We start from the raw sequence: 13110 nt of genomic DNA on the forward strand, positions 1-13110 counted from the left end.
CTCAGGCGACGCGGTCGCGGATCGCCTGGGGCGTGGGGACGGTGGCGGCGAAGGAGGGGCGCGCCTCCAGCCGGTCGGACAGGGCCGCCAGGTTGGGGTGGCGCGCCCGCCAGGGGAAATCGGGCCAGCGGACCTCGAGGTACTTCAGCGCCGCGCCGGTGGAGATATCCGCCTGCGTGAAGCGATCCCCCCAGGCCCACGCGCCCGTCGCCACGAGACGCGCGAGCTCCGCCAGGCCTGCGTCCACCTTGCGAAGCTGGCGGTCGAACCACTCCTGGCTGAACTTCTCGGGCGCGCGGGATTTCTCGAAGAACATCAAGACCAGCGCGTCGCAGATCCCGTCGCCCAGCACCTCGTAGCGCTTCACCGCCAGGCGGTCGTCCAGCGCCTGCGGGACCAGCGGGGGCGCGGGGTGCTTGGCCTCGATCCACTCGTTGACCAGGCGGCTCTCGAAGATCGCCTCGCCGCTCTCCAGCACCAGGGCGGGGACCTTTCCCAGCGGGTTGACCGCGGGAACGGCGGCGTCGGCGTTCCAGGGGACCTCGGTGATCAGCTCGAAGGGGATCGCCTTCTCGATCAGCTGGATGCGGACCTTGCGGGCGAAGGGGCTGGGGGTGGCGGAGTAGAGGCGATACATGGGGGCGACCTCCTGAGGCGGGAGGCGCCAGCCTCGGCCGGCGGAGGCGGGCGGTCAAGCGTGGCGCCGGGCCCGCGCGGCCCCTAGACTGCGCCCGGGGAGGGCCGGAGGCGCCATGGACATCCGACAGCTGCGATACCTGATCGCGCTGGCCCGCGAGCGCCACTTCTCGCGCGCCGCCGAGGCCTGCGCGGTGACGCAGCCCACCCTCTCCGCCCGCATCCGCCAGCTGGAGGAGGAGCTCGGCGTCCCCCTCGTCGCCCGCGGCCAGCGCTTCCACGGCCTGACGCCCGAGGGCGAGCGCGTGCTGCGCTGGGCGCGCCGCATCGTCGAGGACTGGGACGGCCTGCGCGACGACCTCTCCGTCGGCGACGGCGGGCCGGAGGGGCGGCTGACGCTGGGCGTGATCCCCTCGGCCCTGCCGGCCGTCGCGCCCCTGGTCACCGCGCTCCGCGCCCGCTGGCCGAAGGTGCGCTTCCAGGTCCTGTCGCGCTCCTCGGCCCGCATCGCCCAGGCGCTGGAGGCGTTCGAGATCGACGCCGGCCTCACCTACCTCGACGAGGCGACCGAGCCGTTCCTCGTCCGGCCCCTCTACGCCGAGCGCTACCGGCTGTTCACCGCGCAGGGCCACCCGCTGGCCGGGCGCGCCTCGCTCGGCTGGGCCGAGGCGGCGGCGCTGCCGCTCTGCGCGCTGACGCCGGACATGCGCAACCGCCGCATCGTCGACGCGGCCTTCGCCGAAGCCGGCGCGGCGGCGGAGCCGGAGGTCGAGAGCAACTCGATGCTCTCCCTGCTGGCGCTGGTGCGCAGCGGCGGCTTCTGCGCGGTGCTGCCCGAGCGGTTGCAGGATCTGGCCGGCGGGGCGGCGGGGCTCGCGGCCGTGCCCCTTTCGGCGCCGGAGGTCTCGCGCCCCGTGGGGCTGGCGGCGCTCGCCCGCGATCCGCTGCCGCTGCTGGTCGAGGGGCTGATGCAGGCGGCCGAGGCGGCCATGATCGACCCCATGATCGACCCCATGATCGACGGGGCCGATCAAACCATAGAGACAGGCGATTTGAAGTCCTGACCCCGGCGCCTCACAATGCGCGCCGGAATGCCCAGCCGGCGCGCGACGGGAGGATGCCCGAATGCCGAACCCAGCCAGGCCGCCCCTCGAGGGCGCCTCCGCGGCGCGGGAGATCTGCGCCCGCCACGGCGACGACCCCGCCGCGCTGATCGAGATACTCCACGACCTCCAGGAGGCCGAGGGCCACGTCCCCCCCGACGCCGTCCCCGAGATCGCGCTCGCCCTGAACCTGGGCCGCGCCGAGGTGCACGGCGTCCTCACCTTCTACCACGATTTCCGCCAGGCCCCCGAGGGCCGGGTCGAGCTTCAGCTCTGCCGCGGCGAGTCCTGCCAGGCGATGGGGGCCGAGGCCCTGATCGCCGCCGTCTGCGCCCGCCGCGGCGCGGCGCTGGGCGAGACCTCGGCCGACGGCGTCACCATCAAGCCGGTCTACTGCCTCGGCAACTGCGCCCTGGCGCCCGCCGCCCGCGTCGACGGCCGGCTGATCGGCCGCGCCTCGGCCGAGCGCCTCGACGCCGCGCTGGACGCAGCCCTGTCGGAGCCCGCCCGATGATCCGCATCTTCGTCCCTGACGACAGCGCCGCCCGCTCGGTCGGCGCCGACGAGGTGGCGGCGGGGATCGCGGCCCGCATCCCCTCGGCCGAGATCGTGCGCACCGGCTCCCGCGGGGCCCTGTGGCTGGAGCCTATGGTCGAGGTCGAGACCCCGCAGGGCCGCATCGCCTACGGCCCCGTGACGCCTGCCGACCTGCCCGACCTGCTCGACGCGCTGCCCTCCGCCGGTCCGCACCCCCTGCGCCTCGGCCCCCCCGAGGATCTGCCCTGGTTCGCCGACCAGCAGCGCCTGACCTTCGCCCGCTGCGGGATCACCCCGCCGCTGGATCTCGCGGCCTACGAGGCCCACGGCGGCCTCGCCGGCCTGCGCGCGGCGCTGGGCATGGAGGGGGCGGCGATCTGCGCCGCCGTGCTCGACAGCGGGTTGCGCGGCCGCGGCGGCGCGGGCTTCCCCACCGGCATCAAGTGGAAGACGGTCCACGAGCAGTCGGCCCCCCGCAAGCACGTCTGCTGCAACGCCGACGAGGGCGACAGCGGCGCCTATGCCGACCGCATGCTGATGGAGGGGGACCCGTTCCTCCTGATCGAGGGCATGGCCATCGCGGCGCTCGCCACCGGCGCGACCGAGGGCTGGATCTACATCCGCTCCGAATACCCCGAGGCCATCGCCCGCATGACCGCGGCCATCGAGGTGATGGAGCGCGCCGGCTGGCTGGGCGAGGACCTCGGCGGCTCCGGCCGCGCCTTCCGCCTGCGGGTCCGCCGCGGCGCGGGGGCCTATATCTGCGGCGAGGAGAGCTCGATGCTCAACTCGATCGAGGGCCGCCGCGGCGTAGTCCGCGCCAAGCCCCCGATCCCCGCCATCGCGGGCCTGTTCGGCGAGCCCACCGTCGTCAACAACGTCCTGACGCTGGCCGCCGTCCCCCTGATCCTGGCCAAGGGCGCAGCGTTCTACCGCGACTACGGCGTCGGCCGCTCCACCGGCACGCAGCCCTTCACGCTGGGCGGCAACGTCGCCCGTGGGGGGCTGATCGAAAAGGCCTTCGGCGTCACGGCGCGCGAGCTGATCGAGGGGTTCGGCGGCGGCACCGCCTCCGGCCGCCCGTTCCGCACCGCCCAGCTCGGCGGCCCGCTCGGCGCCTATGTCTGCGACGAGCAGCTGGACCTGCCGATGGACTACGAGGCGCTGGCCGAGGCGGGCGCGATGCTCGGCCACGGCGGGATCACCGTCTTCGACGACACGGTGGACATGGGCGCCATGGCCCGCTTCGCCTTCGAGTTCTGCGAGATCGAGAGCTGCGGAAAATGCACTCCGTGCCGTGTCGGCGCGACGCGGGGTCGAGAGACCGTCGAAAAAATCCTGCGCGGCGAGAACGTCGCCGCCAACATGGTGCTGGTCGAGGACCTGTGCGAGCTGATGCGCGACGGCTCGCTCTGCGCCATGGGGGGCCTGACGCCGATGCCGGTGCTCTCGGCCCTTCGCCTGTTCCCCGAGGATTTCGACCGGGCGCCAGCCCCCGTCACTGAACACGCCGCCGAGTAAGGGAGACCGTCATGGGCCTTATGAAGGAAATCGACCGCGGCACCCCGGCCCGCGAGGGCGCCTCGGTGACGCTGTGGATCGACGGAGAGCCGGTCTCGGTCCCCGAGGGCACGTCCGTCATGGCCGCCGCCTCCCACGTCGAGCGGGACATTCCCAAGCTCTGCGCCACGGACATGCTGGAGTCCTGGGGCTCCTGCCGCATGTGCCTGGTGGAGATCGAGGGGATGAAGGGCACGCCCGCCTCCTGCACCACGCCGGTGCGCGAGGGGATGCGCGTCACCACCCAGTCCGCGCGCCTCGAAAAGCTGCGCAAGGGGGTGATGGAGCTCTACATCTCCGACCACCCGCTCGACTGCCTGACCTGCGGCGCCAACGGCGATTGCGAGCTGCAGGACATGGCCGGCGCCGTGGGCCTGCGCGAGGTCCGCTACGGCATGGACGGCGACAACCACCACGACGACGCCCACGCCGCCCCCATCGACCTGTCGAACCCCTACTTCCAGTTCGACAGTTCGAAGTGCATCGTCTGCTCCCGCTGCGTGCGCGCCTGCGAGGAGGTGCAGGGCACCTTCGCGCTGACCATCGAGGGGCGCGGGTTCGACAGCCGCGTCTCCGCCGGCGCGTCTTTCGACGACTTCTTCTCCTCCGACTGCGTCTCCTGCGGCGCCTGCGTGCAGGCCTGCCCGACGGCGACGCTGGTCGAGAAATCGGTGGTCCAGCACGGCACGCCCACCCGCCACGTCGACACCACCTGCGCCTATTGCGGCGTCGGCTGCTCCTTCCGCGCCGAGATGCAGGGGAACGAGGTGATCCGCATGGTCCCCTCGAAGGACGGCGGCGCCAACGAGGGCCACTCCTGCGTCAAGGGCCGCTTCGCCTGGAGCTACGCCACCCACAAGGACCGCCAGACCGAGCCGATGATCCGCGACGCGATCACCGACCCCTGGCGCAAGGTCGGCTGGGAGGAGGCCATCGCCTTCGCCGCCGAACGCTTGCACGCGATCCAGTCGGAGCACGGCAAGAGCTCGATCGGCGGCATCACCTCCTCGCGCTGCACGAACGAGGAAGTCTACGTCGTCCAGAAGATGATCCGCGCGGCCTTCGGCAACAACAACGTGGATACCTGCGCGCGGGTCTGCCACTCGCCGACCGGCTACGGGCTGAAGCAGACGTTCGGGACCTCGGCCGGGACCCAGAACTTCAAGTCGGTCGAGAAGGCCGACGTGATCCTGCTGATCGGCGCCAACCCCACCGACGCGCACCCCGTCTTCGCCTCGCGCATGAAGAAGCGCCTGCGCGAGGGCGCGAAGCTGATCGTCCTGGACCCCCGCAAGATCGACCTGGTGCGAACCCCCCATGTCGAGGCCGCCCACCACGTCCAGCTCCGCCCCGGAACCAACGTGGCGGTGATGAACGCGCTGGCCCATGTGGTCGTCACCGAGGGCCTGATCGACGAAACCTTCGTCGCCGAGCGCTGCGAGGCCAAGGACTTCCAGCGCTGGCGCGCGTTCGTCGCCGAAGAGCGCAACTCCCCCGAGGCCCTGGCCGAGACCATCGGCACGGACGCGCAGACCCTGCGCGCCGCGGCCCGCCTCTTCGCCACCGGCGGAAACGCCGCGATCTACTACGGCCTGGGGGTCACCGAGCACTCCCAGGGCTCGACCATGGTGATGGCCATGGCGAACCTGGCGATGGCGACCGGCAACATCGGGCGCGAGGGCGTGGGCGTGAACCCGCTGCGCGGCCAGAACAACGTCCAGGGCTCCTGCGACATGGGCTCGTTCCCGCACGAGCTGCCGGGCTACCGCCACATCTCCGACGACGCCGTGCGGGCGGAGTTCGAGGCCGACTGGGGCGTGCCGCTCCTCGACGAGCCGGGCCTGCGCATCCCCAACATGTTCGCCGCGGCGCTGGCCGGCAGCTTCCGCGGCCTCTTCGTGCAGGGCGAGGACATCGCCCAGTCCGACCCCAACACGCTGCACGTCCACGAGGCCCTGCGCGCGATGGACTGCGTGGTCGTCCAGGACCTTTTCCTCAACGAAACCGCGGCCTTCGCCCATGTCTTCCTGCCCGGAACCTCGTTCCTGGAGAAGGACGGCACCTTCACCAACGCCGAGCGCCGCATCAACCGCGTCCGCCCGGTGATGGCCCCCAAGTCCGGCCTCTCGGAATCCGAGGCCGTCTGCCGGCTGGCTCGTGCCATGGGCTATGACATGGCCTACGAAAACCCCTCGCAGATCATGGACGAGATCGCCCGCCTGACGCCCACCTTCGCGGGCGTCAGCTTCGCGCGGCTGGACGCAGGCCCCTCCCTGCAGTGGCCGGTGAACGAGGCCTACCCGGACGGCGCCCCGATCATGCATGTCGACGGCTTCGTGCGCGGCAAGGGCCGGTTCATGCTGACCGAGTTCGTGCCGACCTCGGAGCGCGCCAACCGCCGCTACCCGCTGATCCTCACCACGGGGCGGATCCTCAGCCAATACAACGTCGGCGCCCAGACGCGGCGCACCGAGAACTCGCGCTGGCATGAGGAGGACGTGCTGGAGATCCATCCGCATGACGCCGAGGAGCGGGGGATCGCCGACGGCGACTTCGTCTCGGTGGCCTCGCGGACCGGGGCGACGATGCTGCGGGCCGAGATCTCCGAGCGGATGCCGCAGGGGGTGGTCTACACCACCTTCCACCACCCGCACTCGGGGGCGAACGTGATCACCACCGACAACTCCGACTGGGCCACCAACTGCCCGGAATACAAGGTGACGGCGGTGCAGGTGACGCCCTCCAACGGGCCCTCGGACTGGCAGGAGTGGCGGCGCGAGATGGAAGACGTGCACCACCGCGTGGCGCTGCCGGCCGAGTGATGGAGATCCTGCGCCTCGACCTGGGCGACGCGTCCGTCTCCCCCGCCGCGCCCGGCCGCCTGGTCGGGCCGGCGGGCGAGACCGCGGCCGCCTGGGCGGTGCCCGAGGAGACGCCGGTCGCCATCCTCCTCAACGGCGAAAGCTTCGCGGTGATGATGGCGACCCCCTCGGACCTCGAGGATTTCTGCGTGGGCTTCGCGCTGACCGAGGGCCTGATCGAGACCCCCTCCGACCTGCATGAACTGCGCCTCGCCGAGGCCGCCGACGGCATCGTCGCGAACCTGGTGCTGGACCCCGCCCGCGTCGCCGCCGCCTCGGACCGCCGCCGCACGCTGGCCGGCCGCGCCGGCTGCGGGATCTGCGGGGCGCAGACGATCTCGGCCGCCCTGCCGCGCCCGCCGCGGGTGCGGGGCCGCGTCCCCGAGGCCGCCGCCGTGCTGGCGGCCTTCGCCGCCTTCCCCGGCGCCCAGCGCATGCGCTCCGAGAACCGCTCGACCCACGCCGCGGGCTACTGCGCCTGGGACGGGACGATGGAGCGGGTGCGCGAGGACGTGGGCCGGCACAACGCGCTGGACAAGCTGGCCGGCGCGCTGGCCCGCGAGGGGCGCGACGCCTCCGCCGGCTTCGTGATCCTGTCGAGCCGGGTGGGCGTCGAGATGGTGCAGAAGGCCTGCGTCCTGCGCGCGCCGTTCCTGGCGGCGGTCTCGGCGCCCTCGGCGCTGGCGCTGAGGGTGGCGGGGCAGGCGGGGCTGCGGGTCGCGGGGCTCGCCGGCGAGGCGCTGATGATCTTCGACCCCGCCCCGGCGGAGCGCCCGATGGAAACCCCGGCATGAAGGCCCCCCGATGAAGACCGACGAGCTCGTGACCATGGCCAACCAGATCGCCGCCTACTTCCGGGCCTATCCGGAGGACGAGGCGGTCGAGGGCGTGGCCGACCACATCCGCCAGTTCTGGGACCCCCGGATGCGCGACGGGCTGCGCGGGCATCTCGCGGCCGGGGGCGAGGGGCTGGACGGGCTGGCGAAGCGCGGGGCCGAGCGGGCGCTGGGCGCCGCCTGACGGCGGCGCGGCGGTCTGCAGGCGCCCTGCGGGCGGGCTTGGCAGCGTCCCGGATCGAGGGATGTTGCGAGGGGTCGGCGAGGCGGGGAGCCTCCGGCGGGCTCCTGACTCACCAGAGAACAAAGCCCCCGCGCCTGTTCTCCGGATCCGTCCATCGCTTGGATCGCCTGAGCGACTCGCCCGCCCCGGTCAAGGACAAGCCGCGCAAGCGCGGTCGCTGCGCGATCCTTGACCGGGGCGGGCGAGTCGCTCTGATCGGCATCCGCGATGGACGGCTCCGGAGAACAGGCGCTTTGCGAGGGCTGCGGGCGTGGCGCCCCGGCGCCTGGGGCGGGCGGAGTTGACAGCTGTCAACGCCGCAACCGGGGGCGGCGGGGCGAAAAGCCCCTCCGCGCAGAGGCGGAGGGGAGGCGCCGCCGCGGGGGCGGCGGGGGGAGGCTCAGAAGCCGTAGAGGGCGGCGGGGGTGTCGACGAGGATCGCCTGCCGCGCGGTCTCGGACGGGGCCCAGTCGAGGAGCAGGTCCGTCAGGGCCGCGTCGTCGGGGTAGGTCTCGGGGGTCTTCGCAAGGTTGTGGGGCCAGTTGGTGCCCCAGATCGCGCGCTCGGGGGCGTGGGCGACGACCAGGCGGGCGACGGCGGAGACGTCGGCGTAGTCGGGCGCGCCGGCGCGCGAGGACTCGTAGCAGCCGGCCAGCTTGAGATGGGCGTTTCCGCGGTCGAGCAGGCGCAGGAGGGCGGCGGTGCGGGCGTCGCCGGGGGCGGCGCCGGAGAAGAACTTGCCGTGGTGGTCGATCACGTAGCGGCCGGGGATGGCGGCGAGGGCGGGCTCGTGCGCCTCGATGTCCGAGCCGTCGAACTGCACGTTCAGCGTCCAGCCCATGGCATGGGCACGCGCGGCGACCTCGGGCAGGGCCGAGAGGCCCACGGCGCCGCCGGGGAGGTCCATGATCCGGGCGCCGCGAATGCCGGCTTCGTGCAGGCGCTCCAGCTCGGCGTCGGGGGTTTCCGGCGTGATCACGGCGACGCCGCGGGCGATCTCGCCGAAGGCCTCGAGGACCGCGCAGAGGTTGGCGTTGTCGGCGCCGTGGGCGTTGCCCTGCACCACCACCACCCGCGAAATTCCCAGCCAGGCCATCAGCTTGCGGTAAGCCTCGGGGCCGACGTCGCCCTCGGGCAGCGGGATCGCGCCGGGGGCGGCGGGGAAGCCGGGCAGGTAGCAGTGCATCTGCGTGTCGATGGCGCCGGGCGGCAGCGTCAGGCGCGGGGGGCGGCCGGAGAGAGGGCGCTCCATTCAGGCCTCCACGGTGTAGCGGGCCAGCGCGGCGCGGTCGATCTCGATGCCGAGGCCCCGGCCCTGGGGGATGGCGACGCGGCCGGCGGTCTGGGCGATGGGGATTGAAAGAATCTCCTGCCGGAACGGGTTCCAGGTCTGGTCGAACTCCAGCAGCGGCTCGCGTTCGGCGTGGCGGGGCGGCGTGGGGGGGAGGGTCGCGAGCATCTGCAGGCTGGCGGCCAGCGCCACGCCGGTGCCCCAGACATGGGGGGTGACGCGGATGCCGGCGGTCTCGGCCAGCGAGACGATCTTGCGCATCTCGGTGATGCCGCCGCAGCCGCAGACGTCGGGTTGCAGGATGTCGACGGCGCGTTTCGCGATGGCCTCGGCGAAGCCGGCGCGGCCGTGCCAGGTCTCGCCGCCCGCCACGGGGATCGGCTGGCGGGCGCGGATCTCGACATAGGCGTCGAGGAGCTCGGGGACCACGGGCTCCTCGAACCAGTCGATATCCTGGTCGGAGACGGCGCGGCCGAGGCGGATGGCCTCGACGGCGTCGTAGCCGTGGTTGGCGTCGATCATCAGGGCGATGCCGGGGCCCAGCACCTCGCGCGCGAGGCGGATCGAGGCGACGTCGGCCGCCACGCCGTAGCCGATCTTGATCTTCACGGCGGTGAAGCCGGCTTCGCGGTAGCCCCGCAGCTCCTCGGCCAGCGCCTCGTCGCGGTCGCGGCCCACGGGGCGGAAGCCGCCGGTGGCGTAGCAGGGGACGTCGGCGCGGTATGCGCCGCCGAGCAGGCGGTGGACGGGGACGCCGAAGGACTTGCCTGCGACGTCCCACAGCGCGATGTCGATGCCGCTCTGCGCGGTCATCGTGGCGCCGCGCTGGCCCTGGTCGCGGAACTGGGAGTAGATCTCGGTCCAGATCGGCTCGATGTCGCGCGGGTCGCGACCGAGGGCGAGCGGGGCCATGGCGCGCACCAGGGCGGCGTTGGGGGCGGCGGGGCCCAGGCACTCGCCCCAGCCGACCGTGCCGTCGTCGCAGACCACCTCCACCAGGCAGGCCCAGCGGGTGGCGAAGGTGGAGAAGGCGCTCTGGAAATGCGCGTCCAGGTCGTGGCGCAGGACGTGGGGATGGATCGCCGCGATCCGCATCTCAGGAGACCTTTTCGATCAGGGCCTTGAGCATCGCCGTCTCCTCGGCCGAGGGCGTGGTCAGCGGCGGGCGGGCGGGGCCGGAGCCGTAGCCGGCCGCGGCGACGCCGGCCTTGATGAGGGAGACCGCGTAGCCCGGCTGCCGGTCCCGGATCTTTGCAAAGGGGAAGAAGAAGTCGTCCAGCAGCGCGCCCATCTTCGCCGAGTTCCCGGCGCGCAGGGCATCGTAGAAGTCGATGGCCATGCCGGGGACGAAGTTGAAGACGGCCGAGGAGTAGGTCGAGACGCCCGCCCCGTCGTAGGCCTCGGCGAAGAGCTCGTGGGTGGGCATGCCGCCGATGTAGCTCAGCCGGTCGCCGAGGGTGCGGGTGATCTCGCGCACCAGTCCGATCTGGCCGGAGCCGTCCTTGAAGCCGATCAGGTTGGGGCAGGCGTCGGCGAGGCGCTGCAGCGTCTCGGTCGAGCAGATCGAGTTGTCGCGGTTGTAGACGATCACGCCCAGGCCGGTGGAGGCGCAGACGGCGCGGATGTGCTGGAAGAGCCCCTCCTGCGGGACGCGCATCAGGTAGTGGGGCAGGAGCAGGATGCCGTCGGCGCCGGCGGCCTCGGCCTCGCGCACGATCTCCTTCGCCATCTCGGTGCCGTAGCCGCAGCCGGAGATGATGGGGGTGGCGCCGGACGCCTCCTTGGCGGCGCGGACCACCCGGCCGATCTCGCGCGAGGTCAGCGAGAAGAACTCGCCGGTGCCGCCGGCGGCGAAGAGGGCGGCCGCGGGGAAGCCCGACAGCCAGTCGACGTGGCGGGCGTAGGAGGCGAGGTCCAGCCCCAGGTCGGCGTCGAAATGGGTCACCGGGAACGACAGCAGGCCGGAGGCGATCCGGGTCTTCAGCTCCGCGGGGGACAGGGCGGGGGTCATGGCGCGCTCCGGCGTGATCGACTGCGAACGCGTCAAGTCATATGATGACGTCGCGACCCCGGTCAAGCCTCCCCGCGCTCCGCCGCCGCGGCGAGCCGGGCGAGCGAGCGGTAGCGGTCGGCGGAGCCCAGCAGGTGCGCGCGCATGGCGGCGCGGGCGGCGCCGGGGTCGTGCCGGGCGATGGCGTCGGCCACGTCCGCGTGCTCCGCCTCCAGCCGGGCGAGGTCCGGGGCGGGCGGGTTCGCGCCCAGCGCGTCGCGCAGCTTCTCGCGCGGGATGGTGCGCCGGCCGAGCTGGGAGAGGAACATCTCGAACCGCGGATTGTTGGTCGCCCGGGCGATGGCCATGTGGAAGGCGTAGTCCGCCTCGGCCGAGGGCGCGCCGCTGCGCGCGGCCTGGGCGAAGCGGCGGTGGCAGTCCTCGATCTCCGCCTCCTGGGCCGGGGAGGCGCGCTGGGCGGCGAGGCCGGCGGCCTCGATCTCGACCGCTGCGCGCAGCTCAAGTTCCTCGATCATATCGGAAATCTTGGAGAAGGCGGGCAGGGGGATGCCGGCGGCCGGGGGCTCCGCCCGTTCCAGGACGAAGACGCCGACGCCGTGCCGGCTCTCGACCAGGCGGTCGGCGCGCAGCTCGGCGATGGCCTCGCGGATCACGGTGCGCGAGACGCCGAAGCGCGCGATCAGGGCGGGCTCGGTGGGCAGCCTGTCGCCGGGGGTCAGCGCGCCCGAGAGGATCTCGCCGCGCAGCGCCTCGATCACCCCGGCGGTCAGGCTCCTGCGGCCGGGGGCGCGGGCCGGGCTGCGGCTGGGCGATGTCATCCGGGTCTGTCTCCCCCGCGGGCGCCGGCCGTCGCTCGGCGCCCGGGGGCGACCGACCGGGCGGGGCGTGGCTTCGGTCGGGGGCGAGACTCCCTCGCTCCGCGCCGGAATGCAAGGGCGAACGTCATATCTCGTGTTGACAAGTCATCATATGAATTGGCAGGGTCACGCCGCGACAACAAGCGCCAGCGCGGCCAGGGAGCAAGGGCCGCCGATTCCGGGAGGACCTCATGACCCGCATTTCCAGACTGAAGCTGGGCGCCGCGGCGCTCGCCGCGCTGACCGCGCTCGCGGCCTCGCCGCTGGCGGCGAAGGACTGGCGCGGCTGGAACATCCACCCGCCGACCTATCCCAACGGCATCGCGCTCGACGCCTTCGCCGAAAAGGTGGCCGAGGCGACGGACGGGCGGGTGACGCCCACCGTCTACCACAACGCCGTGCTGGGCGATCAGCCCGACGCCATCGAGCAGACCCGCAACGGCGCGCTGGATTTCGGCAACTTCAACATGGGGCCGATGGGCCCGATCGTGCCGGCCACCAACATCCTGTCGCTGCCCTTCATCTTCTCGTCCGTCGACCAGATGCACAAGGTGATGGACGGCGAGATCGGGCAGCGCTTCTCCGACGCGCTGGCCGAGCAGGGGCTGGTGGCGCTGTCGTGGTTCGACAGCGGGGCGCGCAGCCTCTACAACACCAAGAAGCCGGTTAAGACCCCCGCCGACGTGCAGGGGATGAAGGTCCGGGTGATGAACAACCAGCTCTACGTCGACATGATCGGCGCGCTGGGCGGCAACGCCACCCCGATGGCCTTCGGCGAGGTCTACCAGTCCCTCAAGACCGGGGTCATCGACGGGGCTGAGAACAACTACCCCTCCTACGAGTCGACCAACCACTACGAGGTCGCCGGCTACTACTCGATCACCGAGCACCTGATCATCCCCGAGTGCCTGTGCGTCTCCACCGCCTCGTGGGAGGCGCTGTCGGACGAGGACAAGGCCGCGGTGAAGCAGGCCGCCGTCGAGGCGGCGGCGATGCAGCGCGAGCTCTGGGCCGAGCGGGAGAAGACCAGCCTCGAGAAGGTCAAGGGCGCCGGCGCCCAGATCAACGAGGTCGAGGACAAGGCCGCCTTCCAGTCGGCGATGGACCCGGTCTACGCGGGCTTCATCGAGAAGAACCCGGAGCTGAAGTCCTGGATCGACGACATCAAGGCCGTGAAGTGAGGGCCGGGGACGGG

12 protein-coding genes are annotated in these 13110 nt (G+C 72.5%); 7 read left to right on the forward strand and 5 right to left on the reverse strand.

Annotated features, from left to right (window positions below; all coding sequences use genetic code 11):
• Nucleotide 1: 1 nt before the first annotated feature.
• On the reverse strand, nucleotides 2–637 hold the full coding sequence (locus BM064_RS23415) for a glutathione S-transferase N-terminal domain-containing protein (RefSeq protein WP_092864849.1): 636 nt from the start codon (nucleotides 635–637) through the stop codon (nucleotides 2–4).
• 115 nt (nucleotides 638–752) lie between these two features.
• Here BM064_RS23415 and BM064_RS23420 point away from each other — a divergent pair, with 115 nt between their 5' ends.
• From BM064_RS23420 to BM064_RS23445, 6 genes are all read left to right on the forward strand, one after another.
• Nucleotides 753–1700: a LysR family transcriptional regulator gene (locus BM064_RS23420; protein WP_092864852.1), complete on the forward strand. Its 948-nt coding sequence runs from the start codon at nucleotides 753–755 to the stop codon at nucleotides 1698–1700.
• A gap of 61 nt (nucleotides 1701–1761) precedes the next feature.
• Complete coding sequence (locus BM064_RS23425) at nucleotides 1762–2253, forward strand: NADH-quinone oxidoreductase subunit NuoE family protein (protein ID WP_092864855.1); 492 nt, start codon at nucleotides 1762–1764, stop codon at nucleotides 2251–2253.
• Nucleotides 2253–3797, forward strand: a complete 1545-nt coding sequence (locus tag BM064_RS23430; protein ID WP_218161118.1) for a formate dehydrogenase beta subunit — start codon at nucleotides 2253–2255, stop codon at nucleotides 3795–3797. Before BM064_RS23425 ends, BM064_RS23430 begins: the two co-directional genes overlap by 1 nt.
• 11 nt (nucleotides 3798–3808) lie before the next feature.
• Nucleotides 3809–6658, forward strand: a complete 2850-nt coding sequence (gene fdhF, locus BM064_RS23435) for a formate dehydrogenase subunit alpha (protein WP_092864861.1) — start codon at nucleotides 3809–3811, stop codon at nucleotides 6656–6658.
• A complete protein-coding gene (locus BM064_RS23440; RefSeq protein WP_092864864.1) occupies nucleotides 6658–7491 on the forward strand; it encodes a formate dehydrogenase accessory sulfurtransferase FdhD in 834 nt (277 codons plus the stop codon). Before fdhF ends, BM064_RS23440 begins: the two co-directional genes overlap by 1 nt.
• Before the next feature lie 10 nt (nucleotides 7492–7501).
• Nucleotides 7502–7717, forward strand: a complete 216-nt coding sequence (locus tag BM064_RS23445) for a formate dehydrogenase subunit delta (protein WP_092864867.1) — start codon at nucleotides 7502–7504, stop codon at nucleotides 7715–7717.
• A 439-nt stretch (nucleotides 7718–8156) separates the two neighbouring features.
• Here the strand turns inward: BM064_RS23445 and BM064_RS23450 are convergent, their stop codons facing one another.
• The 4 genes from BM064_RS23450 to BM064_RS23465 form a co-directional block, all read right to left on the reverse strand.
• The gene (locus BM064_RS23450) at nucleotides 8157–9008 is read right to left on the reverse strand and encodes an amidohydrolase family protein (RefSeq protein WP_092864870.1); all 852 of its coding nucleotides are present in this window, start codon (nucleotides 9006–9008) and stop codon (nucleotides 8157–8159) included.
• On the reverse strand, nucleotides 9009–10142 hold the full coding sequence (locus tag BM064_RS23455; RefSeq protein WP_092864873.1) for a mandelate racemase/muconate lactonizing enzyme family protein: 1134 nt from the start codon (nucleotides 10140–10142) through the stop codon (nucleotides 9009–9011).
• 1 nt (nucleotide 10143) lies between these two features.
• Nucleotides 10144–11046: a 5-dehydro-4-deoxyglucarate dehydratase gene (kdgD, locus tag BM064_RS23460; protein WP_092865020.1), complete on the reverse strand. Its 903-nt coding sequence runs from the start codon at nucleotides 11044–11046 to the stop codon at nucleotides 10144–10146.
• Nucleotides 11047–11120: 74 nt separating this feature from the next.
• Nucleotides 11121–11876, reverse strand: coding sequence for a FadR/GntR family transcriptional regulator (locus BM064_RS23465; protein WP_092864876.1), 756 nt, complete (start codon nucleotides 11874–11876; stop codon nucleotides 11121–11123).
• Nucleotides 11877–12106: 230 nt separating this feature from the next.
• Here BM064_RS23465 and BM064_RS23470 point away from each other — a divergent pair, with 230 nt between their 5' ends.
• Nucleotides 12107–13096, forward strand: coding sequence for a TRAP transporter substrate-binding protein (locus BM064_RS23470; protein ID WP_092864879.1), 990 nt, complete (start codon nucleotides 12107–12109; stop codon nucleotides 13094–13096).
• Nucleotides 13097–13110 lie beyond the last annotated feature (14 nt).

This window comes from Albimonas pacifica (genome assembly GCF_900113695.1).
Lineage (GTDB): Bacteria > Pseudomonadota > Alphaproteobacteria > Rhodobacterales > Rhodobacteraceae > Albimonas > Albimonas pacifica.